The organism is Ureibacillus sp. FSL K6-0786 (assembly GCF_037965165.1).
Taxonomy (GTDB): Bacteria; Bacillota; Bacilli; order Bacillales_A; family Planococcaceae; genus Ureibacillus; species Ureibacillus thermosphaericus.
The window spans coordinates 1,353,825-1,379,997 of sequence record NZ_CP150191.1 but is presented as its reverse complement, the minus strand read 5'-3'; the positions used below and the strand labels follow the sequence as shown (position 1 = coordinate 1,379,997).

Below are 26,173 nucleotides of genomic sequence, written 5' to 3'. Positions count from 1 at the left end.
TATTAAAAAAGTATTAATCGTTAAAGAATATTATTATAAAACGTAGTATTTAGACAAAAAGTTCCATTAATTTTTTAATTGATTGAATTAGTAAAATTCGTCAAAACTTTAGTATAATATGTTAGCGTTGAAACAGAAATAGTTAATCGTTACAATAAATACTATATATAGTTGACAATGGAGGCAGTTTAGGTGAGTGAGAAGAAAACGTTTTATATAACAACACCAATATATTATCCAAGCGGAAAATTTCATATTGGTACAGCATATACAACTGTGGCATCTGATGCTATGGCACGATATAAAAGATTGCGCGGATATGATGTTCGTTTCTTAACAGGAATGGATGAGCATGGACAAAAAATTCAACAAAAAGCCCAAGAAGTTGGAAAACATCCGCAAGAATATGTGAATGAAATTGCTAAAGCAGCAAAAGAATTGTGGGAGAAAATGGATATCTCTTATGATGATTTTATCCAAACCACACAAGAACGTCATGTAAAAAGTGTTGAGAAAATCTTTAAAAAGTTTTTAGACAACGGAGATATTTATAAAGGAGAATATGAAGGTTGGTATTGTACTCCTTGCGAATCTTTCTTTACAGAAACTCAGCTAATTGAAGGCAATTGTCCAGATTGTGGACGCCCGGTTCAAAAGTTGAAAGAAGAATCCTATTTCTTTAATATGCAAAAATATGCTGATCGTTTACTTCAATATTATGAAGAAAACCTAGAGTTTATTGAACCGGAATCACGTAAAAATGAGATGATTAATAACTTCATTAAACCGGGATTAGAGGATCTTTCTGTTTCAAGAACTTCCTTTGATTGGGGAATTAAAGTACCAGGAGATCCTAAACATGTCATTTATGTTTGGGTAGATGCGCTAACAAACTACATTACTGCTCTTGGATATGGTTCGGATAATGAAGAATTATTCAATAAGTATTGGCCAGCCGATGTTCATGTCGTAGGAAAAGATATTGTTCGTTTCCATACTATTTATTGGCCGATCTTCCTAATGGCATTGGGATTACCGCTTCCGAAAAAAGTATTTGCCCACGGTTTCATTATGATGAAGGATGGAAAAATGTCGAAATCGAAGGGGAATGTTGTTTATCCGGAAATGTTAATTGATCGTTACGGATTGGATGCAACGCGTTACTTCTTACTACGCGAATTACCATTTGGGGCAGACGGCGTATTTTCTCCAGAATCATTTGTAGAGCGGACAAACTATGATTTAGCAAATGATTTAGGTAATTTATTGAATCGTACGGTTTCAATGATTAATAAATATTTTGATGGAATCATACCAACAAAGGATTTAGAAGAAACAGAATTTGATGCATCATTAAAAACTCACGCAAAAGAAACAAAAGCTGCATATGAAGCCAACATGGATAAAATGCAGTTTAGTGTTGTATTAGCAGAATTGTGGTCATTTATTTCAAGAACAAATAAATACATTGATGAAACAGAGCCTTGGGTGTTGGCAAAAAATGACGAAAACCATGGCAAATTAGGTCAAGTAATGTATAATTTGGCCGAAAGTTTACGTCATATTGCAGTAATGTTACAACCGTTTATGACACAAACACCAAAACGCATAATGGAACAACTTGGTTTAGATGAAAAATTATTGGCTTGGGAAACGATTGAAGAGTTCGGAAATGTTATACCAGAAAACACAAAAGTGGTAGAAAAAGGAGTACCAATTTTCCCAAGATTGGACGCTGAAGTAGAAATAGAATATATTCGTGAGCAGATGCGAGCTTCTGTAAAAACACCTCAAGAGGAAGAAACGAAAAAGCCAATAGAAGCTCCTGAAGTGCCGGAAATCACAATTGAAGATTTCCTAAAACTCGATTTAAGAGTAGGTACTGTTACAGCATGTGAACCAGTTCCGAAAACCGATAAACTACTTAAACTTCAAGTGGATTTAGGCTATGAACAACGTCAAGTAGTTTCAGGAATTGCTGAGCATTATAAACCTGAAGAATTAATTGGTCAAAAAGTAATTGTTGTGGCCAATTTAAAACCAGTTAAGCTTCGTGGCGAGTTGTCTCAAGGTATGATTTTAGCTGGTTCTCATGATGGTGTGTTAAAAATTGCGACAGTAGATTCTGCTTTGGAAAATGGTGCGAAAGTAAAATAATGTGATTAGCCTGTTGATGAAATGATTCAACAGGCATTTTTGTTCAAAACTCATTTTAATTAATTATATTAACATAACGATTTTGGTGGTTAATTGGAATTAAATGAAAACCTTTTAGTATGAATAGACTATATTTATTACGAAAAAATAAGGTAAATATCATAAGATTGGGTTCTTGTAATCGAATTGTAATCTTTTTGTTAAGTCAGTAATGTTCGTTAGCAATAAAATAGACGGTAGGTGTAATCAAAATGTTTATTGACACACATGTTCATTTAAATGCAGATCAATTTCAAGAAGATTTACAAGAAGTAATTGATAGAGCACGAGCTGCAAAAGTTGAAAAAATGATTGTTGTTGGCTTTGATCGAATAACGATCGAGCGAGCAATAAAACTCATAGAGGAATATGAATTTATATATGCAGTAATTGGTTGGCATCCAGTAGACGCAATCGATTGCACAGAAAAAGATTTAGCATGGATTGAAGAGTTGACCCATCACCCTAAAGTCGTTGGCATTGGTGAAACGGGATTGGATTATTATTGGGATAAGTCACCGAAAGAAGTACAGCAAGAACTATTTCGACAACAAATTCGTTTGGCGCAAAAAGTTAATCTTCCAATCATTATTCACAATCGTGATGCAACGGGGGATGTTGTAAGAATTTTGAAGGAAGAAAACGCTCAAACGGTCGGTGGCATCATGCATTGTTTTAGTGGAAGCGTCGAAACGGCACTGGAATGCATCAAAATGAATTTTATGATTAGTTTAGGTGGGCCTGTTACATTTAAAAATGCCCGCTTGCCGAAAATGGTGGCGAAAGAAATTGCATTGGAGCATCTATTAATCGAAACAGATGCACCTTATTTAGCACCGCATCCATATCGAGGAAAAAGAAATGAACCTTCTTTTGTGCCGTTAGTTGCAGAAGAAATTGCTCGGTTAAAAGAGATGTCGGTTGAAGAAGTTGCGAAGGCAACGACTGAAAATGCAATCAAGATTTTTAAGCTAAATGTATAAATTTTAAAAAAGCCTCCAATACTGCAGATTAATAGGGTTTAAAGTTACTAAAATACTAAACTAAAAAATTTTTTAGTTGACATAATTAGAAGTTGCCCGTATAATCCAACGAGTGTTAAGGAGGCGTTTTTAAATGTCAAGTAATCCCATAAGGAAAATTTTGTTTGGGATCAAGTATAAACAATCAGTGGTCACCATTTTGTTTATGGTATTGTTTGTGGCAGTTATTTCCTTTGTTTTGTATCAAGGAACAAAAAAGCCTGTGACAATACATGCAAATGGTGAAGAAATTAAAATATTAACTCATGCAAAAACTGTTGAAGAATTATTGAAAGATCAAAATATTGAAATATCGATGCATGATAAATTATCTTATTCACTTGATGCCAAAATTACATCGGGAATGGAGATTGAGTGGATTCAAGCAAAACAAGTAACAATTATTATCGATGAAAAAGAACAAGAGATTTGGACAACCGAAACGAAAGTCAAAAATATTTTGAGTGAAGCAAACATTCAAGTAGCCGAATACGATGAAGTTTCTATTCCTTTGGATGAAGATTTAGGTGATGAAAATCAAATTAAAATTAATAAAGCGTTTCAGGTAACACTTGTTGATGGAACTGAAATGAAGCAAGTGTGGTCCACTTCCACTACGGTCGCTAACTTTTTAAAGCAACAAAAGATAACACTAAATGAACTAGATCGTGTCGAAAAAAAATTAAGTGATAAGCTAAAACCAAACGACGAAGTCACGATTGTTCGCGTAGAAAAAGTTACCGATGTAGTGGAGGAAGAAATTAACTATCCAGTAGAAACAAGATCAGATTCTTCGTTGTTGAAAGGCAGAGAAAAAGTAATTTCACAAGGAAAAAAAGGAAAAGTATCAAGAACATATGAAATTACGAAAGAAAATGGAAAAGTAGTCAAAAAGGTTTTAAAGAATGAACAAATTATCGAAAAACCAAAAGCAAAAGTGGTAGCGGTGGGAACTAAAGTAGTAACAGCTAAAGTATCTCGTGGTACAAGCGAAAGTGGGAAAGAGTTTTATGTAACTGCTACTGCATACACTCCATACTGTGATGGTTGTTCCGGTACATCCGCTGCAGGAATTAATTTGCGTAGCAATCCGAACTTAAAAGTAATTGCAGTAGACCCAAATGTAATTCCTTTAGGTTCAAAAGTTTGGGTTGAAGGATATGGATATGCTATTGCGGGTGATACTGGCGGTGCGATTAAAGGAAATAAAATTGACGTACTTGTACAATCAAAGCAAGAAGCTATTCAATGGGGTCGTAAAAAAGTACGAATTAAAGTATTAGACTAAATTTTATTGAGCTTTCCTGTTTTTAAAAAACGGGAAAGCCTTATTTTTTTTAAAATTGCAGAAGAGCAGTAATCTTAAACGAACATTTCTTGTGAAAAATGTTGATGTTTTGTACAATTGTCCAAGATAAAAGTAGAAGAGAGGAACAAAGTTGGAAATTAAAGAAATCATCGTTGTCGAAGGTAAAGATGATACTATTGCTATTCAAAGAGCAGTAAAAGCAGATACAATCGAAACTAATGGTTCTGCTATTTCTGAAGAAACATTACTCCGCATTCAGCATGCTCACGAAAAACGTGGGGTTATTGTATTCACAGATCCTGATTATCCAGGTAGAAGAATTCGAGCAATTATCGAGGAGCGTATTCCAGGAGTAAAACATGCCTTTCTTTCAAAAGAAAAATGTATAGCTAAAAACGGAAAAGGTCTTGGAATTGAACATGCAAGTGATGATGATATACGTCAAGCATTAAAAAATGTATATACACCCATTACAGAAAAGCCTTTAAAAGAAGAGATAACCATTGGGGATTTAATGAGTGCCCGCCTCATTGGCCATCCGCTAGCAAAGAATCGCAGAATTCGGTTAGGCGAAATACTAAATATTGGGTTGACAAATGGAAAACAACTGCATAAGCGATTAATCATGTTTCAAATCACTTTTGAGCAATTTTCACAAGCGATAGCGCAAATTGATCAGGAGGAACAAAATGTATAAAGACATAGCAACGCCAGTACGAACAAAAGAAATATTAAATCAATACGGATTCTCCTTTAAAAAAAGTTTGGGACAAAATTTTATTATTGATCCAAATATTCTTCGGAATATTGTGAGTTACGCAAACTTGAGTGAAGAGAGCGGGGCAATTGAAATTGGACCGGGCATTGGAGCATTAACAGAGCATTTAGCAAGGAATTGTAAGAAAGTCGTTGCATTTGAAATTGACGGCCGTCTATTACCTGTATTGGAAGATACATTAAGCCCTTATTCAAATGTAAAGGTAATTCATTCAGATATTTTAAAAGCGGATGTCGCAAAGGTTATAGAAGAAGAGATGCAGGGAATCAAAGATATTATGGTGGTTGCAAATCTTCCGTATTATGTAACAACCCCAATATTGATGAAATTGTTGCATGACCGCTTACCGATACGAGGGTTGGTAGTCATGATGCAAAAAGAAGTGGCAGACCGTATAACGGCAAAACCAGGAACAAAAAATTACGGCTCGTTATCAATTGCTGTGCAATATTATGCGACAGCAGAGGTTGTAATGACGGTGCCAAAGACTGTATTTATGCCGCAACCAAATGTAGATTCAGCAGTAATTCGACTAACGATGCGCAACATGCCGCCAATCCAAGTAATCGATGAAGACTTTTTATTTATTGTAGCTAGAGCCTCTTTTGCTCAACGAAGAAAAACGATTTTAAATAATTTACAATCTGGACTTCCATCAGGAAAGGAAAAGAAACAGCAGATTGTGGATGCATTGAATCAATGTGGCATTGAGCCTACCAGAAGAGGCGAAACATTGACAATTGAAGAATTCGGGAAACTTTCAGACGCTTTATTACCACATTTTGGGTAATTAGTGGGAAACATTACAAAAAATATGACGAAAACTTAATTTTTTATAAAAAAATAAGTTGACAAAAATATTTGTCTGCTGATAAAATATTATAATTTATTGACAGAATGGCATTTCTAGTCTATACTAGTACTTAGTGAGGTGTATGCGGAAATGCCAAAAACATTAGCTGAGATTAAAAAAACATTGGATGAACACATCGGGAAACCTTTGCGATTAAAAGCAAATGGTGGCCGGAAAAAAACGATGGAGTGCAATGGGATTTTAAGCGAAACGTACAATGCTGTTTTTGTTGTTGAACTCGATCAAAAGGATAGTGCTTGTAAGCGTGTTTCTTATAGTTACACTGATATTTTAACTGAAGCTGTGGAAATTACTTTTTTAGATGACAATAATCAAGCACTTGCAGTGAAATAATTTTCTGCCTTGTTGTAAATTGTAGACAAAGCCGATATTTGCATCGACTTTGTCTACAATTTTTTTATGAACCTGCACATACTACGGATGTCAACCTACTTATTTGAAGGAGGCAAATCTCTATGGCACGAAGAAACGGGATCATGTCGAGTCGTCTTAAAGAGGAAATTGCAAAAGAGCTCGGTTTCTATGATGTAGTCCAACGAGAAGGTTGGGGCGGAATTAGAGCCAGAGATGCAGGTAATATGGTGAAGCGAGCAATTGAAATGGCTGAACAAAGTTTAGCACAGCAAGCAAACCAAAATAGCGATCAATAAGTAGTGTTGACATGGCCAATGGCTCTTAAAAGGGCTGTTGGCATTTTTTCATTTTTCAAAAATTATTTAATACTTCTATGTTTAATATTTAACATCTATGGTGATACCATCATTATGGTACAATATACGGAAGAAATTTCCCTGTATTAGGAGCTGTTAGGAGGATCAGAATGCTTTATATTAAAGCACCTGCAAAAATAAATTTAACACTTGATGTACTTTATAAACGTCCCGATCAATATCACGAAGTAGAAATGGTCATGACAACAGTTGATTTAGCCGATCGTATTGGGCTTGAATTAAGGAACGATGGAAAAATTGTCATTCATTCATCAAGTAGCATCGTACCGGAAGATGATCGAAATCTTGCATATCAAGCAGCAATACTTTTAAAAAATACATATAACGTTCACGAAGGAGCAACCATTACGATTCATAAAGAAATCCCTATTGCAGCTGGACTGGCTGGAGGAAGCAGTGATGCAGCTGCTACGCTTCGAGGATTGAATCAACTGTGGAACTTAAATTTATCGATTGATACTTTGGCAGAGTTAGGAGCTAATATTGGCTCCGATGTTCCGTTTTGTGTATATGGAGGTACAGCTTTAGCTACGGGTAGGGGAGAAAAAATTCAACCATTGCCTGCTCCTCCCTCTTGTTGGGTAATACTTGCAAAACCTAGAATTGGAGTATCGACTGCAAAAATTTATGAAGGTCTGAATTTAGAAAATATAGAACATCCTAACACAAAACAAATGATGACTGCTTTGGAAAATAAAGATTATTCTTTAATGTGCAAGTCTTTAGGAAATGTTCTTGAATCTGTTACATGTTCTCTATATCCAGAAGTAGCTGTCATTAAAAATCAAATGATCCGATTCGGTGTAGATGCCGCACTAATGAGTGGAAGCGGTCCAACAGTTTTTGGGTTTGTTGATAGCGAATCAAGATTAAATAGAGTGTACAACGGCCTCAAAGGCTTTTGTGATGAAGTTTATGCAGTACGCATGTTAGGAGAAAGGAATTCTCTTGCCTAAATACGTACATTTATGATAATTTTTCTATAAAATATTCGTATTTTAATTTGTTTTAGGAGAGGGTTGCATGAAATGGAAGCGTAGTGAACGCTTGGTTGATATGACACATTATTTATTAGAGCATCCACATCAACTCATTCCACTAACCTATTTTGCTGAGTTATATAATTCTGCTAAATCATCAATAAGTGAAGACTTAGCAATTGTGAAAGGAACTTTTGAAGAAAGAGGTATTGGAGAATTAGTCACTGTTCCTGGGGCGAGTGGGGGAGTTAAATATATTCCTACTGTATCGGATGATGAAGTTCGAGAAACCATACAAATATTAATATCTGAATTAAGCAAATCAGATCGCTTACTCCCTGGTGGTTATTTATTTATGACCGATTTATTGGGAAATCCAGAATTAATGAATCGTGTAGGAAAAGTGTTTGCAAGTATTTTTAAAGACCAACAAATCGATGCTATTATGACAGTTGCAACGAAAGGAATTTCTATAGCTCATTCGATTGCTAGACATTTAAATGTGCCGGTTGTTGTCGTGCGCAGGGATAGTAAAGTAACAGAAGGTTCAACAGTAAGCATCAACTACGTATCAGGTTCTTCCAGAAGAATCCAAACAATGGTATTATCAAAGCGTAGTATGAAAAGTGGTCAACGAGTTTTGATTACGGATGATTTTATGAAGGTTGGCGGAACGATGAATGGCATGAAAAACTTGCTAGAGGAATTTGATTGTACTCTAGGAGGCATTGCTGTTCTAGTCGAAGCTGAACATGCAGGTGAAACTTTAGTAGATGATTATTATTCTTTAGTAAAACTTCATTCGGTCAATGAAAAAGAGAGAACGATTCAATTAAGCGAAGGAAATTATTTTTCAAAGGAGAGATTATAATGAAATCAGTATCTACTACAAATGCTCCTCAAGCGATTGGACCTTACTCCCAAGGAATAATTGCAAATGGATTTTTCTTTAGTTCTGGTCAAATCCCATTAACTCCTGAAGGTGAATTAGTTGAAGGAGATATTGTTGCACAAACAAACCAAGTGTTTAAAAATTTAAAGGCTGTACTTGAAGCTGCAGGATTATCATTAAAAAATGTAGTAAAAACAACTGTATTCTTAAGCGATATGAACGATTTTGCTGCGATGAATGAAGTTTATGAAGCGAATTTTGGCGATCATAAACCGGCTCGCTCAGCAGTAGAAGTTGCTAGACTACCAAAAGATGTGAAAGTAGAAATCGAAGTAATTGCAGTATTTGAATAAATAATAAGCGATGAATTCAAGGGTGAATTCATCGCTTTATTTTTTTCAATTATTTATTATGAAAAACGTCTATTTACAAAAATATAAAACACTTAAAAATTATTTGAAAATTTTTCAAAAAGTTAGAAGGAATTTTTTAAGTTTTGTAGAATTGTAAAAACTTAAAGGCATCCTAGAGGAAAGAGAGGAGTGAAAGAATGGAAGTTACTGACGTAAGACTAAAACGTGTACAAACAGATGGGCGTATGCGTGCAATTGCTTCCATCACACTAGATGATGAGTTTGTTGTTCATGATATTCGAGTGATTGATGGGAATAACGGTCTTTTTGTGGCTATGCCAAGCAAAAGAACACCGGATGGTGAATTCCGTGATATAGCGCATCCAATTAATTCTAACACACGCAATAAAATTCAAGACGTTGTGTTAGCTGCTTATCATGCTGCCGGTGAAGAAAAAGTAGAAATTCAAAACGAAGAATCTCAATTAGAAAAAGCAAACGCATAAAAAAAGCGTCTCAAAAGTAAGTTATTTACTTTTGGGACGTTTTTTTGTGTGCTTGTAAAGGAATTAATGTGTACAAGATTAGCATGAATGAACACTTTCATAAACTTTCTAAAAAAAAATAATATGAAAACAGATGTAAAAAAAATATAATAGAGAGGGAGATAAGATGTCTTGACAACCTTTCAATGCCTTGAAAATCGAACAAAATTACTATATAGTCATAAGAGAACATGAGCTAAAATTGGGGGACTTAGGATGAATGACATTTTTGCGATCGTGCTGGCTGCAGGCCAAGGAACTCGCATGAAGTCCAAATTATACAAAGTATTACATCCCGTATGTGGTAAGCCAATGGTCGAACATGTTGTTGACAATATATTAACTTTAGATGTTAATCGTATTGTAACAATTGTAGGTCATGGTGCAGATAAAGTAAAAGAACAACTTGGCGAAAAATCTGAATACGTACTTCAGTCAGAGCAACTTGGAACAGCCCATGCCGTAATGCAGGCTGAATCAATATTAGGTGATTTAGAGGGCGTAACCTTAGTTGTTTGTGGAGATACACCTTTGATTCGCCCGGAAACAATGAAGGCGTTATTTGAACATCACGTTGCTCAAAATGCAAAAGCAACAATTCTTACTGCAATTGCAGATGATCCTACAGGATATGGTCGAGTAATTCGTGATGATCAAGGTCAAGTGGCTCAAATTGTAGAACACAAAGATGCGACACCAGAACAACGTTTGGAAAAAGAAATCAACACTGGAACTTACTGTTTTGATAACAAGGCGTTATTTGAAGCATTAAAATTAGTGAATAATAATAATGCACAAGGAGAATATTATTTGCCAGATGTCATTGAAATTTTAAAACAGAAAGGCGAAATTGTTACCGCTTACGTTTGTGAAGATTTCAATGAAACGCTTGGCGTAAATGATCGAATTGCCTTATCTCAAGCTGAAGAAATTATGCGTGAACGCATCAATAAAAAACATATGGCGAATGGAGTAACAATTATTAACCCTTCCATGACACATATTAGTATTGATGCTGAAATTGGTCGAGATACAATCATCTATCCTGGTGTTGTAATTGAAGGGAAAACAGTGATTGGAGAAGATTGTGTAATCGGACCGAATAGCCAAATTAATGATAGCACAATTGGTAATCGTACTGTTGTTAAACATTCAGTAGTGCAACAAAGTGTAATAGGGGAAGATACTTCTGTTGGACCATTTGCCCATTTAAGACCTGAAGCAGAGTTAGGCAATCATGTGAAGATTGGTAACTTTGTGGAAGTGAAGAAAAGCAAAATTGGAGATGAATCTAAAGTATCGCATCTAAGTTATATAGGTGACGCTGAAGTTGGGAAAAATGTTAATATAGGTTGCGGTTCCATTACCGTTAACTATGATGGGAAAAATAAACATAAAACAATTATCGAGGATAATGTCTTCGTAGGATGCAATGCTAATTTAGTAGCGCCTGTGACATTGAGAACAGGATCATTCATTGCTGCTGGATCTACAATTACAAAAGAAGTTCCGAAAGATTCATTAGCAATTGCACGTGCTCGACAAGAAAATAAAATAGATTACGCAAAAAAATTAAAATAAATTAGGAGGCCATCATGCCGTATTCATACGCTGATTCTAAATTAAAAATATTTTCGCTTAATTCAAATTATCCGCTAGCACAAGAAATTGCTGAGCTAATGGGTGTTGAGTTAGGGAAATGTTCTGTAAAACACTTTAGTGATGGAGAAGTTCAAATTAATATTGAAGAAAGTATTCGCGGTTGTGACGTGTTTATCGTTCAATCAACTTCTCATCCAGTAAATGAACATTTAATGGAACTTTTAATTATGATCGATGCAGTAAAACGAGCATCTGCACGCACAGTCAATGTAGTGATTCCTTATTATGGTTATGCTCGACAAGATCGTAAAGCAAAAGCTCGTGAACCAATCACTGCAAAACTAGTAGCGAATTTATTGGAAACTGCTGGTGCAACACGTGTAATTGTGTTGGATCTACACGCTCCTCAAATCCAAGGGTTCTTTGATATTTTAATTGACCATTTAATGGCCGTTCCGCTATTATCCGATTACTTTAAATCTAAAAACTTTGCTGAAGATGAAGTTGTAGTCGTTTCTCCAGACCACGGTGGAGTGACAAGAGCTCGAAAAATGGCTGAACGCTTAAAAGCGCCGATTGCCATTATTGATAAACGTAGACCAAAACCAAATGTGGCAGAAGTAATGAACATCGTTGGTAACGTTGAAGGAAAAATTTGTATTTTAATTGATGATATTATTGATACTGCTGGAACGATTACAATTGGTGCGAATGCATTGCTAGAAAACGGAGCAAAAGAAGTATATGCTTGCTGTTCACATCCTGTGTTATCAGGTCCAGCAATCGAACGAATTCAAAACTCTGTTATTAAAGAATTAGTTGTTACAAATACAATTAAATTACCAGAGGAAAAAATGATTTCAAAAATTACTCAATTATCTGTTGCACCATTAATGGCGGAAGCAATTTCCCGCATCTATGAAAACAAATCTGTAAGTACATTATTTGATTAATGCTTGAAATAAAGAGGCTGGGACAAAACTAGCTTCTAGATAGGAAAAAGGAGAATTTGAGCCAACTCAAATTCTCCTTTTTCCATTTATCCCCATTATTTTTGGTTAGTTGATCTTTGTTGGCCGTGTATTTTCGTAAATTCACGGCCATTAAGGCAATGCCTATTTCATTTTCCACTTTCGATTTTCCTCGAACGGAAAATCGAGTGAAACGCAAATTAGCCTTCAAGAATCCAAAAACTGGTTCTACGTCTATTTTACGTTGACGGAAAATAGAACCAGCTTTTTCTTCTGAAAGCTTCGCTCTTACATATTCTTTTTGTTGTTCCCATTTTTCATTCACCATGACCTTTCGGTGATTGCCTTCCTTTGCTTTTGTACATGATGAACGAAATGGACATCCTGAACAGTTTTCACATTCATAGATTTTCAATTCTCGTTTGAAACCGGTCTTATCTGTACGTACAGAACGATAACGGAAGGTTACTCGCTGCTGATTTGGACAAATGTAGGTATCACTTTCTTCGTCGTACATCCAATTGTCTGGATGAAATGGATTTTGTTTATATTTCTTCTTTTGTTCTTTCTCATACATGGTATATGGAATGAGTGCCTCACATTTTCGATTCGAAAGGATGTCTTCATAGTTTTGTTCACTACCATAACCAGCATCTGCGACAATATACTTTGGCAACGGAAAATAATCCTTTTCTATCTTATTCAAGAACGGAATTAATGTACGTGTATCAGTAGGATTTGGAAAGATGCTATAAGCTAGTGCGTATTGACCTTCTGTTGCGATTTGTACATTGTATCCAGCTTTCAATTGACCGTTTTTCATATAGTCGTCTTTCATTCGCATGAACGTTGCATCTTGATCTGTTTTGGAATAACTGTTCCGTTCCCCCAAGATGTCCAAGTCTTTTTGGTATTTTTGTTTTCGTAGAATGAAGTCTATTAATTGTTTGTACGCTTGTTTTGGATATTTTCGTTCGCTTCTTAATGCTTTTCGTTCTGTGGCATCGGGCGATGTTTCTATCTTTTGGTCATATTCCTTAATGACTTCATCGACTTGTTGCACCATTTGAGCGAGTTCTTCAACGGACAGTTCTCCCTCATTTTCCCGCTCCATTTCAGGGATGATTTCTTTTTCTAATAGTTCGTTGTATAACTGATTGGACTTTTCAATTAAGTTTTGGTTGTATTTTTCAATGGATTTCTTCCATACGAAAGTAAATTTATTGGCATTCGCTTCAATCTTCGTACCATCGATAAAAATGGCTTCTTGATCGATTAACTTTTCTTCCACCAGTTGGCAACGGAATTGGACAAAACATTGACGAATTAATTCTTTTACTTCCGGATGCACACGAAAACGATTGATCGTCCGATAACTTGGTTCATATCCTTGTGCCAACCACATCATTCGTATACTGTCCTTTAATAGCGCTTCAATTTTTCGACCTGAAAAGACAGACTGCGAATAGGCACACAAAATAATTTTTAGCATCATGCGTGGATGATAAGCAGGACAACCTGTATTTCGAAGAAACGGCTGGAAGGCTTCATCTGGAATACTTTCAACTAAATGGTGAATGTGGAAGGCAATATCATTTTCTTGTAATTTTATTTCTAAATCTAGAGGCAAAACTAATTGATTCATGTTATAATATTTGAACATAAGGTCCCTTCTTTCTGTTAGGTTTTGTGTGCTAACTTAATTTTAACAGAAGAGGTCCTTATTTTTTATTGAAAAAATGAAAAACAGCCCATGAAATTTCATTCCAAAATTTCATGGGCTGTTTCCATTTTAGAGGGGGTTTTGTCCCAGCCTCTTTTTTTTAAAATTTTAGCAATTTGGACAGAATGAAAAAGAACACATACTTTATTGCGATGTGAGATTTATGGAAACTTTCAGAAAATGGACTATAATAGAAATTAGGTAGTCCATAATTTTCTAATGGAGGGGTTGAAATCGTGAGCACAGTATTACAAGCGTCAGTACGTAAGACTGGTGTACGTTCAGAGCTTACCCAACTTAGAAAAGGAGGAAAATTACCTGCTGTCATTTATGGCTATAATATTGAAAATACGCCAATTGCAATCGATTATAAAGAGGTAGCAAAAGAAGTTCAAAAAAGAGGAAGTACAAGTATTTTCGATATTGAGGTAGAAGGGAAAAAACTAAAAGCACTCATTAATGAAGTGCAAAGATGCCCGTTAAAAGGACAAGTACTCCATGTTGATTTTTTGTCAGTAAACATGGATGAGGAAGTTGAAGTTGATGTACCAATCCATGCAGTTGGAGAAGCGATTGGTGTAAAAGAAGGCGGAGTACTAACCCAAATTCTAAGTACATTAAAAATAAAAGTGAAGCCCGCTGAACTTCCAGAGAAAATCGAAGTGGATGTATCGGAATTAGGGATTGGAGATACACTTTTTGTAAGTGATCTTAGAGAAAGGCTCAATTTCAATATTATTGAAGGTGATGACGTAACAGTATTTACAGTCACTTCTCCAGCAACTGCTCGCGATGCAGGACAAGGAGATAATGATAATCAAGATATGAAGGCTACAGAAGCTCCTGAATCTCAAGCATAAACCATTGGGTTGTCTAAGTATCTGACTTGGACAACCCTTTTCTTATTGTGATCAGATAGGCTTTAGATTTGATGATAGCATGGGTATTAGCATAAACAATGTAAGAGGAATGATAGAAAGTTTACATACTTAGTGTCTTTATTTAACACTTTTTTTTATATTATGTGATAAAATAAGCGCAGCGAATTAGGATAAAAAGGAATGGTTTCATGAAACTAATAATAGGCTTAGGTAATCCAGGCAAAAATTATGATCGTACTCGACATAATATTGGATTTATGTGTATAGATGCGTTAGCAGAAAAATGGAATGTGACATTAAGTGAATCAAAGTTTAAAGGTATGTATACAGTTGTCCATCGACCTGAAGGAAAAGTAATGTTGTTGAAACCGCTAACGTACATGAACTTATCTGGTGAATGTGTTCGACCAATTATGGATTACTTTGATATAGATGTTGAAGATATAATTGTTATTTACGACGATTTAGACTTGGAGACAGGTAAACTTCGGCTTCGGCAAAAAGGAAGTGCTGGAGGGCATAACGGCATTAAATCGCTTATTCAGCATATTGGAACGCAGGAATTTAAACGCATTCGTGTCGGTATTAGCAGACCGCCGGCTGGCATGAAAGTCCCTGATTATGTCCTTTCAAAGTTTTCTAAGGAAGAAGAGCCTGTTATTGAACAAGCAATTGAAAAAGTGGTCCAAGCCTGTGAGGCATCATTGTCTAAAAAATTCATTGATGTAATGAATGAATTTAATTAAGCAAAAATTGTTTAAATAAATTACAGTGCATAATTGATAATCGAACAGTCTATACTTGGAATATATACCGAAGCTCGTTAAGGAGGATCCAGTATGACTGTTCGTTACCGTTGTAGATATTGCGATACCGAATTGGGTACATTACCTTTTAATGAAGAAGAAACAATACGCAAGCTTCATTTATTCGAAGTTGGCGAAATAGAAGAATTTATCGAAAAAGATGAACTTGGAGTAACGACAGTACACTGTATTTGTGAACATTGTGAGGAATCGTTACGACAATTTCCTGATTATTATGCTTTAAAAAAATGGATTCAATAAAAATAACGCTTTGGACGAAAATTGTCCAAGGCTTTTTCCAATATATTGTAAATTTGCAGTAAACGAAATAAACGTAATGTTTCGGTTGATTTATAGAATGGCTACATAACGAGTGCCTTAGTTGGAAGGAGGTTTCTACAATGGGAGTTATAACTCAATTATTCTCTCAAGATAAACATATAAACATGCTAATCAACCAATTGAAAGAACAAACGTTTAAATCTCAATTAATTACAGGGTTAACTGGAAGTGCACGTGCAGTTTTTATTAATGCGCTTTTTAATGAATTAAAACGACCAGTTTATATTTTATCTCCTAATTTATTGCAAGCGCAAAAGTTAGTAGACGATTTAACATCCCTTGTAGGAGAAGGATATGTTCATTATTATCCTGCAGATGAATTTATTGCAGCAGACATGACGATAGCATCTCCTGAATTAAGAGCAGGACGGATTTCTACATTGGATCACTTAATAAGAGAAGAAGTAGCGATTTACGTTATTCCTATTGCAGGTATGCGTAAATATATGACGCCAGTGGAACAATGGAAACATAACCTTTTAGAAGTACATGTCGGTCAAGAAATAGATATAGACCAATGGCTTTCGAAATTAGTAGAAATGGGATATACACGAAGCCAAATGGTAACAACACCAGGTGAGTTTGCATTGCGTGGAGGAATACTAGATATCTATCCACCCTATGCAGAGTCACCATTTCGTATTGAACTTTTTGATACCGAAGTAGATTCCATCCGTGAATTTTCTGCAGACGATCAACGTTCCGTTAAAAAGCTAGAGTCGTGTCGTATTTTGCCGGCCATTGAGTTGCTGTTGACGTTAGACCAGCGCATTCAATTGGCAGAGCGTTTAGAAAAAGCTCTTTCAAGAAGTATAAAAAAGGTCAAAAAACAGGAAGTTCAAGAAGCATTATATGAAAATATCAAGTACGATATTGAAATGTTGAAACAAGGGAATTTACCTAATCATGTGACGAAATATGGATCATTATTATATGAACAACCAGCATTTTTAGGAGATTATTTTTCAAAAGATGGCATTATCTTATTCGATGAGCTTGGTCGAATTCAAGAAGTGACAGGAGCATGGGAGCGGGAAGAAGAAGAGTGGTTCATATCATTAATAGAAGAAGGAAAAATGGTTCATGATGTTCAACCTTCTTACTCCTTTAAAGAAATTTTCTCTATGTTGGATCTGCAAAAAATATATCTTACATTGTTTACTCGCAACTTTACCGGTATTCGGTTTGACCAAACGACGAATTTTTCCTGCAAACCAATGCAACAATTTCACGGACAAATACCGCTCTTACAAAGTGAAATTGAACGCTGGAATCGAGAAAAATTTACTGTGCTATTTGTCGCTGATGGAGAACGTCGATTAGAAAAAATCAAAAATATTTTAGAAGATTACAAGATTGATGTCACCATTGGACATCCAAAGGGAGAAGGAATTTTCTTAATTGATGGACAGCTTAGTTCAGGATTTGAATTGCCATTGCAACGTTTAGCAGTAGTGACAGATGATGAATTATTTAAACAGCAAGCTAAACGGAAAAAAACTCGTTCTCAAAAGATGACCAATGCTGAACGGATTAAAAGCTATACAGAGATAAAACCGGGCGACTATGTTGTTCATGTTCATCACGGAATCGGAAAATATATTGGTATTCAAACTCTTGAAGTGAACGGAACACATAAAGATTATCTTCATATTCGTTACCGCGGTGATGATAAATTATATGTACCAGTTGATCAAATTGATTTAATTCAAAAGTATGTTTCTTCAGAAGGGAAGGAACCAAAACTTCATAAACTGGGCGGTACAGAATGGAAAAAAGCGAAAGCAAAAGTTTCATCTGCTGTTAAAGATATAGCAGAAGAATTAATTAAACTATACGCAAAACGGGAATCAGAAAAGGGGTTTGCTTTTTCGCCTGATACAGATGAACAACGTGAATTTGAAAGTGCTTTCCCTTATGAAGAGACTGAGGATCAGCTTCGTACAATTCTTGAAGTAAAGCGGGATATGGAACGGGAACGACCAATGGACCGGCTCGTTTGCGGTGATGTGGGATACGGTAAAACGGAAGTGGCAATTCGTGCAGCTTTTAAAGCGATTATGGACGGTAAGCAAGTGGCGTTTCTTGTGCCAACGACCATATTAGCACAACAACATTATGAAACCTTTAGCACAAGATTTCAGGATTATGCAATTAAAGTGGGCTTATTAAGCCGATTCCGCACTCGAAAGGAACAATTGGAAACTATTAAAGGACTAAAAGATGGAACGGTGGATATCGTCATCGGTACTCATCGGCTTCTTTCTAAAGATGTAACGTTTAAAGATTTAGGATTATTGATAGTCGATGAGGAACAACGATTTGGCGTTACCCATAAGGAAAAAATTAAACAGTTAAAGACGAACGTGGATGTGTTGACATTAACAGCGACTCCGATTCCAAGAACCCTCCATATGTCAATGGTTGGTGTAAGAGATCTCTCTGTTATTGAAACACCTCCGCAAAATCGTTTCCCAGTTCAAACGTATGTGATGGAATATAATGGTGCGTTAGTGCGAGAAGCCATTGAAAGGGAGATGGCACGAGGAGGTCAGACTTTCTATTTATATAATCGTGTAGAGGATATGACGAAAAAAGTAGAAGAAATTCAAATGCTCGTGCCGGAAGCTCGAATTGGTTATGCGCATGGAAAAATGACTGAGGCCCAACTGGAGTCAGTGATTCTTAGCTTCTTAAATGGCGAATTTGATGTGCTTGTGACTACTACGATTATTGAAACGGGCGTTGATATGCCAAACGTAAATACGCTCATTGTCCAAGATGCTGATAAGATGGGGCTTTCTCAGCTTTATCAATTGCGTGGCCGTGTAGGAAGATCAAACCGAGTAGCATATGCATATTTCATGTATCAACGTGATAAAGTGCTAAACGAAGTTGCAGAACAACGACTTCAAGCCATTAAAGAATTTACGGAATTAGGATCCGGTTTTAAAATTGCAATGCGCGACCTTTCCATTCGTGGTGCAGGGAATTTACTAGGTGCACAGCAGCATGGTTTTATCGATACCGTAGGATTTGACTTATATACTCAATTATTAGAAGAAGCGATTGCTGAACAAAAAGGAGTGAAGCGTGAAGAGAAAGAAGAAGTCGAAGTGATTCTTCATGTTGACGCGTATATACCTGATCGGTATATTCCTGATGGGTATCAGAAAATTCAAATGTATAAACGGATTAAAGCGATGGAAAATCCGGAAGATTACCATGAAATTCTGGAAGAATTACACGACCGATTTGGGGATATGCCTCCTGAAACAGAGAAGCTGTTGCGCATAGCTCGAATTAAGGCGTGGGCTACACATTCAGGTATTGTGTCAATCAAAGAAAAACAAAAAGTCATTTCAATTGTGTTTTCAGAAGAAGGCACAAAAAATGTGGATGGCTCTGTTGTAGTAACGGAAACAATGAAATTTGATCGAGCAGTTGGATTTAGTATGGATGGACCGATATTGACTCTAACAATTGATGAAAAAAATGTGGAAAATATGAACCGCTTGATGTATTGGAACAAGTCGTTGAAATTGTTTATAAGGCAAGGAAGAATAATGTAGTGGAACAAGAGGCAAAATAAGACTGTAAGAAATGACCCAAATATTATATTTTGGGTCTTTTTATTCCTTCATTGTTGTTTAATGTTTTCAATTATTGTTATATTTTTAAAATTTTTTGGACATATTAATTTTACAAATTTTCGACGAAATAAAAACAAAATCCTCTCAATGTATTTTTTGCATACTTTGCCTAAAGAGTAAACATACTATCTGTGAAATAATACGATTCAGAAAGCGAGGCAGCATAGATGAAAGCAACAGGAATAGTACGTCGTATCGATGATTTAGGTCGTGTTGTAATACCAAAAGAAATTCGCAGAACAATGCGCATTCGTGAAGGAGACCCTTTGGAAATTTATACGGATAGAGAAGGTGAAGTTATTCTAAAAAAATATTCACCGATAAATGACTTAGGCGAGTTTGCAAAAGAATACGTAGAATCCTTGTATGAAACAATTGGAACTCCAGCATTAATAAGCGATCGAGATGAAATGATCGCTGTTGCAGGATTATCTAAGAAGGATTACACAAATCGTCGACTTTCAACTTTTGCAGAGGATTTTATGAAACAGCGCTCTGTTGTGATGGAAAAGAATGAAACAACAATTGAATTAGTACCAGGACAATTTGAGCAAGTGAAATCTTATTGTGTAGCTCCAATCGTTGCAAATGGTGATACAATTGGGGCGGTATATTTGCTATCTAAAGTTCATTTCCTAAGCGAAGTGGAACAAAAAGCAGCGGAAACAGCGGCACACTTCTTAGCAAAGCAAATGGAAAACTAAATCAGAAGGAAAACGTCTCTTTCTATAAGAGGCGTTTTTTCATTGTTTAGGAAAGTAACACAACATGCAACATAGGGAATTGTACCGTGAATAGCATATGTTTACTGTTTCAATATATGGTTTTAAGAAATACATTGATTGGCCCAGTTAGGAGATTCGATTACCAAATAATATTTTGGTAGAAGTTATGTACAAGTGGGAAGAAAGTAGATTTTTTTATTTAAACGACTCTTTGGTATACTTTCTATTATGTAGATAAGGAAAGAGGATAAGGTATGTCAAATTCATTTGGAATGAAAGGATATATGAAAGGCGCTTTATTACTAACTATATCAGCGATTATCGTAAAAATATTGAGCGCCTTTTATCGAGTGCCCTTTCAAAATTTAGTGGGAGATGCGGGTTTTTATATTTATCAACAAGTATATCCTTTTATATCATTTTTCGTTGTATGGACTTCAGGGGGATTCGCTGTAGCGATTTCTAAAATGTTGGCCGATGCGGAATTATCTCCTAATGCTGAATGGAAAAAGTACATTATTTCCCAAACGGTATTTTTATATTTAGTAGCATTATCGTTATTCTTTTTTTCGTTCCTATTTTTAGGAGCCGATTTATTAGCAACATTAATGGGAGATGAGCAGTTATCTCCACTACTAAGAACAGGTTCCTTTGTTACATTGTTTATGCCGATACTTGCAATACTGAAGGGAACTTTTCAATCCCAAGGCGCGATGGCCCCAGTAGCCAATGCCCAAGTATTTGAGCAACTCATTCGAGTTACGACTATTTTAGCTGGAGCCATTTTTGTGATGTTTACTTCTGGCTCTCTTTACTTAGCGGGCAATATGGCAGTGTTAGGAACTGTCATAGGGGAAGTAGCAGGGGTTCTACTGTTGTTATATTATGCCAAGAAAACATTTCCTTCCTTTCCTTTCCAAAAAACGAAGAGTGCAGTAAAGAAATGGCCGATTGTGAAAGAAGCGACTTTATTAAGTTTAAGTATAAGTATGAGCAGTTTATTGCTCTTAAGTTTTCAATTAATCGATTCGTTTACTGTTTATTCGTTAATGATCGAAAATGGAATTGACTCGCAACTTGCAAAAGAAACGAAAGGGATTTATGATCGTGGCCAACCACTTGTGCAATTGGGCATCTTGATCGCCTCTTCTTTATCAATTGCTATTGTTCCGCTAGTAGCTGTTCAGTCCAAAAAAAATACAGGAAGAGGAGCAAAACCTTTTATTCAGTTAACATATCGAACAGCCCTACTTTTTGGAGTAGCTTCTTCATTAGGATTAATAATTGTGATGCCTTATGTGAACGAAATGTTATTTGAAACGAATTCGCTTCAAAACGTATTAACCGTTTATGTACTACAAATTATACCGTTATCGATTATTTTGACTTTCACAGCCATCTTACAGGGCATGGGGAAATTAAAAGTGCCATTTTTCATTTTAGCAGGTGCTATTTGTTTTAAATTAATCGGCAATATGGCTCTTGTACCTTTCATGAACGTTTTAGGTTCTGCAGTTACGAGCAGCGCAGTGCTATTTATCGCTGCAACTTTACTTATCCTTTATTTAAAAAAATTAACGTTCATTCAATTGGCTCCTCTTAACTATTACATAAAATTAATCGGCGCAAGCACCGTAATGACTTTTTCTGTTTTCTTATTAGATGGGTTCCTCCAAATGAAGAGTGGTATATTTGCTAACAGTAGAGTAGAAGCAGTATGTTTCGGAACAATCTTAATTGCTACAGGAGCTTTTGTATTTTTGACGTTTGTAGCAAAATCTCGTATGCTTTCCGAAAAAGAGTGGTTTTTAATCCCTTTTGGCCGGAGAATGGCTGTTTATCAGCTTTTGTTAAATAAAAGAAAGTAGGTGGAAAAATGCATATAACAATCATGGGGCTCGGTGTATCGGATTATGAACAATTACCAATTGGTATTTATAAAAAATTAAAAGAAGCAAAAAAAGTTTTTGTTCGTACAATGGAACACCCTGTGTTGCGTGTGTTGCAAGACGAAGGAATCCAATTTGAAAGTTTTGATCAAGTGTATGAAAAACATGATACGTTTCTACCGGTTTATCAAGAGATTGTTGAACATTTATTAGAAGCTGCGCAGTCAGAACCTATTGTATACGCAGTACCTGGCCATCCTTTAGTGGCTGAGCAAACAGTACAATTGTTAATTGAAGCTGAAAGAGAAGGAAAAGTTCAATTAGCAATTGAAGGAGGACAAAGTTTTTTAGATCCGATATTTGCTGCCCTAAAAATCGATCCTATTGAAGGGTTTCAGTTGCTAGATGGGACAAACTTCTCCATTCATGACGTTAACATGCGTTCCCATGTACTGATAGCTCAAGTGTATGACCAATTTAGCGCATCCGAAGTGAAATTAACACTAATGGAAAAATATCGGGATGATTATCCAATTACCGTTGTTACTGGTGCAGGATCTAGTAATGAACTGATTAAAACGATTCCGCTTTATGAATTGGATCAAGCGATGGAATTGAATAATTTAACGACTATTTATGTTCCGCCAGTAAAAAGTCATCTAGACGCTTTAAAAGACTGGACTACTTTTAGAAACATTATTGCTACATTGCGCGGACCGAATGGCTGTCCATGGGACCGAAAACAAACTCATGAAAGTTTAAAAAAATATTTAATTGAGGAGACTCATGAATTCCTAGCAGCGGTTGATGAAAAAGATGATTTTGGCATGGTAGAAGAACTTGGGGATATTTTATTGCAAGTTTTCTTGCATGCTCAAATTGGAGAAGATGAAGGCTATTTTAATTTAGAAGAAGTGTTGGAAAGCATTTCTGAAAAAATGATTCGTCGTCATCCGCACGTATTCGGCGATCTTTCAGTGAAAGATGCAGATGAAGTTGTATTGAATTGGGAAGAAATTAAAAAGCAAGAGAAAGGTGAACAAAAAGAATCTTTATTAAAAGGGGAGTATCGACCAAATTCATCATTGCAAACTTCTTATAATTACCAGAAGAAAGCCGCTACAGTAGGCTTTGATTGGCCAGATGCAAGTGGTGCTTTATCGAAATTCGATGAGGAATGGAAGGAATTCCGTGAAGAACTGGAGAAAGGTAACAATGAATCGATAATGGACGAATTTGGAGATGTTCTGTTCACCCTTGTCAATATTGCTCGTTTTTATAATATATCCCCTGAAGAAGCAATGGTTCACGCCAATGAAAAATTTGCTAGAAGATTTCGATTTGTTGAAGAACAAGTGAGAAAGAGCGGAAAAAATTTTCAAGATTTTACGTTAGAACAACTAGATGAATTTTGGAATGAAGCAAAACATTTAGAAAAGGAGTAAGTTATGCGATTAGATAAATTTTTAAAAGTATCTCGATTAATTAAACGCCGCACCTTGGCAAAAGAAGTTGCCGAACAAGGGCGAATTACAATTAACGGAAAAGTTGCAAAAGCCTCTTCCAACGTAAGTGCAGGTGACGAGCTAATGATCCGCTTTGGACAAAAAATCGTCACTGTTCGCATAGAAGAAATTAAAGAGAATGTTCGAAAAGAAGATGCAAGTAAAATGTTTACCATAATCAAGGAAGAAAAGTTAGAAAAAATCGAACCAGAATTTATCGATGATGAAGAATAAAAAAAAGAGAAGAAAAAATATTTTTTTATAGCATGACATCTATTTTGTTGTCATGCTTTTTTTATTTCCCGCATAAAGTGAACAGAACAAACCATTAAAGGAGGAACGATAAATGACACAAATACATCAGGAAAGCAATTACACTATTACTTCTGGAGATCATCTTGTGACAGTGAGAAATAGAAAAAGAATGGACATGACATCAGTAAAGGAAATTGAAAGATTCGACCAGGAGGAATTTTACGTAAGAACATCACAAGGACATTTGCTTATTCGTGGAGAGGAATTGCGCATTGTTCATTTAGATGTGGACAAAGGATTATTAACACTAGAAGGAAATGTAAAAGCCCTTCAATATGATGATGATGAAAATGGGTTAACTAAAGGCTTCCTCCATAAATTATTTGGATGACAGTTAACGAACAATTTTTCAGTATCGTAATAATGACGATAAGTGGCGTTATGATTGGCGCGGTTATTGATGCAACAAGAATTTACATCAGCGCCTTTTCACCAAAGTCATTATTACGAAAGTTTTCATTAATCGTTGAGGTTTTCGTCTGGGCACTGCTAGGTGTTGCAAGCTTTTATATTATCTTTTTAATAAAGGGTGGAGAGTGGCGTTTAGTAGACCCATTATCACAAATTTTAGGTATTTTTCTATATGAATCATTTTTTCAGCCATTTTTCCGGTTTCTCGGCAGGGTATTTATTATTATTTTTATTAATCCAATAGTAGCAATTGTAAAAATTACTCTGAAAACAATAAAAGGGATTATTAGACTAGTAATTCGAATTTTAATTGTACTATTTAACCCTTTTTACAAACTATTTGTGGTTGCGAAAAGACCATTTCACAGAAAATTTATAAACTTAAAAAGAGCAATCTTTAAAAAACGTTAAATACTAAGTATAATGACAATACAATGACTATTTAGGAGGTGACGGATGTGGCCAAGCATTATAATAACAGACATGGGAATATGAATATTCGTAAAATAGATAATGACTATGTCCGTTCTGCAAATCGTCAAATGGAAAAGTTGACGAAGCAAAAAATCCGATTAAGAAGAAGGCTGTCTCTATTCTTTGTCATCGCATCCGTCGTCATAATTAGTTTAATCAGTATGATCTTTAACCAAAATGAAAGATTAGCGCAAAAAGAAGCTGAAAAAGAAAAGGTATTATCAGAACTTCAAGAAATAAAAAAAGAACAAGAATTATTACAGTTGCAAATAAAAAAACTTGAAGATGATGAATATATTGCAAAATTAGCCCGTAAAGAATACTTCTTATCGGAGGAAGGAGAAATCATTTTCACCATCCCTAAAGAAGAAAAAGAAAATGAAGAAGATAAAAAGAATAAGAAATGACATTTTTCTAGGCTGTATTAAAATCGTTATTTAAAAATAAGAAATTACTGTTGAACAAATGAAGAGAATAAAAAATACAGGCTGAAAAAGAGTTGTCTTGTTGACACTCTTTTTTTGTTGGCTATAATAAAAGAGAGCATTAGCAAATTTTTTGCTCATTTTATATAATTATGATTACTGGCGATATTTTATTAGCCGTTTAAATTTTAAGGAGGAGCATTTTTTTTATGTCAATTGAAGTAGGCAGCAAATTACAGGGGAAGGTCACAGGAATTACAAATTTTGGAGCATTTATTGAGCTGCCAGATGGTAAGACGGGCCTTGTCCATATTAGTGAAGTAGCTGATAACTACGTGAAAGACATTAACGATCATCTAAAAGTTGGAGATATCGTTGAAGTGAAAGTGTTAAATGTTGAAGAGGATGGAAAAATTGGCCTATCGATAAGAAAGGCTAAAGCTCAATCTGAAAGACCTGAACGTCCTCAAAGACCACGTCGTGATAACCGTTCAAATGAACGAAACGAACGCCAATCAAAAGAAAGTTTTGAACAGAAAATGGCGAAATTCTTAAGAGATAGTGATGAGCGTCTTGCTTCATTAAGACGTGCAACTGAGTCAAAACGAGGTGGACGTGGCGCAAGAAGAGGGTAGTTTGCTGTCTGTTTTAATTGAGTAATTTTTAAATAATCTTTTTTACAATGAAAATGTCAAAATACAGATAACAAAATCGGTTATTCGTTAAAATGGGTCGACTATATTCCGTCAATAGTCGACTTTTTTTTATTTA

Annotated in this window: 25 protein-coding genes and 1 pseudogene; 25 read left to right on the top strand and 1 reads right to left on the bottom strand. The window is 35.5% G+C overall.

From position 1 onward, the window contains the following. Positions 1-192 precede the first annotated feature (192 nt). From metG to NSQ18_RS06660, 13 genes are all read left to right on the top strand, one after another. Positions 193-2,157, top strand: a complete 1,965-nt coding sequence (metG, locus tag NSQ18_RS06720; protein WP_339289498.1) for a methionine--tRNA ligase — start codon at positions 193-195, stop codon at positions 2,155-2,157. Between the two features lie 251 nt (positions 2,158-2,408). Next, positions 2,409-3,179, top strand: a complete 771-nt coding sequence (locus NSQ18_RS06715; protein WP_016838862.1) for a TatD family hydrolase — start codon at positions 2,409-2,411, stop codon at positions 3,177-3,179. A gap of 133 nt (positions 3,180-3,312) precedes the next feature. Further along, positions 3,313-4,506, top strand: coding sequence for a G5 and 3D domain-containing protein (locus tag NSQ18_RS06710; RefSeq protein WP_016838860.1), 1,194 nt, complete (start codon positions 3,313-3,315; stop codon positions 4,504-4,506). 151 nt (positions 4,507-4,657) lie between these two features. After that, positions 4,658-5,224, top strand: a complete 567-nt coding sequence (gene rnmV, locus NSQ18_RS06705) for a ribonuclease M5 (protein WP_016838857.1) — start codon at positions 4,658-4,660, stop codon at positions 5,222-5,224. After that, a complete protein-coding gene (rsmA, locus tag NSQ18_RS06700; RefSeq protein WP_339289495.1) occupies positions 5,217-6,095 on the top strand; it encodes a 16S rRNA (adenine(1518)-N(6)/adenine(1519)-N(6))-dimethyltransferase RsmA in 879 nt (292 codons plus the stop codon). The genes rnmV and rsmA overlap by 8 nt, the downstream gene beginning before the upstream one ends. Positions 6,096-6,248: 153 nt before the next feature. Further along, a complete protein-coding gene (locus NSQ18_RS06695) occupies positions 6,249-6,512 on the top strand; it encodes a Veg family protein (RefSeq protein ID WP_016838855.1) in 264 nt (87 codons plus the stop codon). A 122-nt stretch (positions 6,513-6,634) separates the two neighbouring features. After that, the gene (locus tag NSQ18_RS06690) at positions 6,635-6,829 is read left to right on the top strand and encodes a small, acid-soluble spore protein, alpha/beta type (protein WP_096549929.1); all 195 of its coding nucleotides are present in this window, start codon (positions 6,635-6,637) and stop codon (positions 6,827-6,829) included. 170 nt (positions 6,830-6,999) lie between these two features. Further along, positions 7,000-7,866 (top strand): 4-(cytidine 5'-diphospho)-2-C-methyl-D-erythritol kinase, encoded by an 867-nt coding sequence (gene ispE / locus NSQ18_RS06685; RefSeq protein ID WP_339289492.1) that lies wholly within the window; start codon positions 7,000-7,002, stop codon positions 7,864-7,866. A 67-nt stretch (positions 7,867-7,933) separates the two neighbouring features. Then, entirely contained in the window at positions 7,934-8,761 is an 828-nt protein-coding gene (gene purR, locus NSQ18_RS06680; protein WP_016838852.1) for a pur operon repressor, read from the top strand. Next, a complete protein-coding gene (locus NSQ18_RS06675; RefSeq protein WP_016838851.1) occupies positions 8,761-9,135 on the top strand; it encodes a RidA family protein in 375 nt (124 codons plus the stop codon). Before purR ends, NSQ18_RS06675 begins: the two co-directional genes overlap by 1 nt. Before the next feature lie 197 nt (positions 9,136-9,332). Then, positions 9,333-9,641, top strand: coding sequence for a septation regulator SpoVG (gene spoVG, locus NSQ18_RS06670; protein WP_016838850.1), 309 nt, complete (start codon positions 9,333-9,335; stop codon positions 9,639-9,641). 255 nt (positions 9,642-9,896) lie between these two features. Continuing rightward, positions 9,897-11,261: a bifunctional UDP-N-acetylglucosamine diphosphorylase/glucosamine-1-phosphate N-acetyltransferase GlmU gene (gene glmU, locus NSQ18_RS06665; protein WP_096549927.1), complete on the top strand. Its 1,365-nt coding sequence runs from the start codon at positions 9,897-9,899 to the stop codon at positions 11,259-11,261. 14 nt (positions 11,262-11,275) lie between these two features. Continuing rightward, entirely contained in the window at positions 11,276-12,235 is a 960-nt protein-coding gene (locus NSQ18_RS06660; RefSeq protein WP_016838848.1) for a ribose-phosphate diphosphokinase, read from the top strand. A 28-nt stretch (positions 12,236-12,263) separates the two neighbouring features. Here NSQ18_RS06660 and NSQ18_RS06655 read toward each other — a convergent pair whose 3' ends face one another. Then, a complete protein-coding gene (locus tag NSQ18_RS06655) occupies positions 12,264-13,916 on the bottom strand; it encodes an IS1182 family transposase (protein ID WP_339287681.1) in 1,653 nt (550 codons plus the stop codon). 296 nt (positions 13,917-14,212) lie between these two features. On the opposite strand from NSQ18_RS06655, the gene NSQ18_RS06650 reads away from it, so the two are divergent. The 12 genes and pseudogenes from NSQ18_RS06650 to NSQ18_RS06595 all read left to right on the top strand — a co-directional run bounded on the left by NSQ18_RS06650 (position 14,213) and on the right by NSQ18_RS06595 (position 26,037). Then, positions 14,213-14,836: a 50S ribosomal protein L25/general stress protein Ctc gene (locus NSQ18_RS06650; RefSeq protein ID WP_016838847.1), complete on the top strand. Its 624-nt coding sequence runs from the start codon at positions 14,213-14,215 to the stop codon at positions 14,834-14,836. A gap of 209 nt (positions 14,837-15,045) precedes the next feature. After that, entirely contained in the window at positions 15,046-15,603 is a 558-nt protein-coding gene (gene pth / locus NSQ18_RS06645) for an aminoacyl-tRNA hydrolase (RefSeq protein ID WP_016838846.1), read from the top strand. A gap of 93 nt (positions 15,604-15,696) precedes the next feature. Continuing rightward, entirely contained in the window at positions 15,697-15,924 is a 228-nt protein-coding gene (locus NSQ18_RS06640) for an anti-sigma-F factor Fin (RefSeq protein WP_016838845.1), read from the top strand. A 140-nt stretch (positions 15,925-16,064) separates the two neighbouring features. Continuing rightward, positions 16,065-19,597, top strand: a pseudogene (mfd, locus tag NSQ18_RS06635) (transcription-repair coupling factor). 228 nt (positions 19,598-19,825) lie between these two features. After that, positions 19,826-20,362 (top strand): stage V sporulation protein T, encoded by a 537-nt coding sequence (gene spoVT / locus NSQ18_RS06630; protein ID WP_016838843.1) that lies wholly within the window; start codon positions 19,826-19,828, stop codon positions 20,360-20,362. 275 nt (positions 20,363-20,637) lie between these two features. After that, positions 20,638-22,251 (top strand): polysaccharide biosynthesis protein, encoded by a 1,614-nt coding sequence (locus tag NSQ18_RS06625; protein ID WP_016838842.1) that lies wholly within the window; start codon positions 20,638-20,640, stop codon positions 22,249-22,251. An 8-nt stretch (positions 22,252-22,259) separates the two neighbouring features. Then, positions 22,260-23,717 (top strand): nucleoside triphosphate pyrophosphohydrolase, encoded by a 1,458-nt coding sequence (mazG, locus tag NSQ18_RS06620; protein ID WP_016838841.1) that lies wholly within the window; start codon positions 22,260-22,262, stop codon positions 23,715-23,717. Between the two features lie 3 nt (positions 23,718-23,720). Beyond that, positions 23,721-24,011, top strand: coding sequence for an RNA-binding S4 domain-containing protein (locus NSQ18_RS06615; protein ID WP_016838840.1), 291 nt, complete (start codon positions 23,721-23,723; stop codon positions 24,009-24,011). A 112-nt stretch (positions 24,012-24,123) separates the two neighbouring features. Further along, a complete protein-coding gene (yabP, locus tag NSQ18_RS06610) occupies positions 24,124-24,423 on the top strand; it encodes a sporulation protein YabP (RefSeq protein WP_016838839.1) in 300 nt (99 codons plus the stop codon). After that, a complete protein-coding gene (yabQ, locus tag NSQ18_RS06605) occupies positions 24,420-24,914 on the top strand; it encodes a spore cortex biosynthesis protein YabQ (RefSeq protein ID WP_339289484.1) in 495 nt (164 codons plus the stop codon). Before yabP ends, yabQ begins: the two co-directional genes overlap by 4 nt. 47 nt (positions 24,915-24,961) lie before the next feature. Then, positions 24,962-25,384, top strand: coding sequence for a septum formation initiator family protein (locus NSQ18_RS06600; RefSeq protein ID WP_016838837.1), 423 nt, complete (start codon positions 24,962-24,964; stop codon positions 25,382-25,384). Between the two features lie 227 nt (positions 25,385-25,611). Continuing rightward, positions 25,612-26,037 carry a S1 domain-containing RNA-binding protein gene (locus tag NSQ18_RS06595; protein WP_016838836.1) on the top strand — a complete coding sequence of 142 codons (426 nt, stop codon included), beginning with the start codon at positions 25,612-25,614 and terminating at the stop codon, positions 26,035-26,037. Positions 26,038-26,173: the final 136 nt, after the last annotated feature.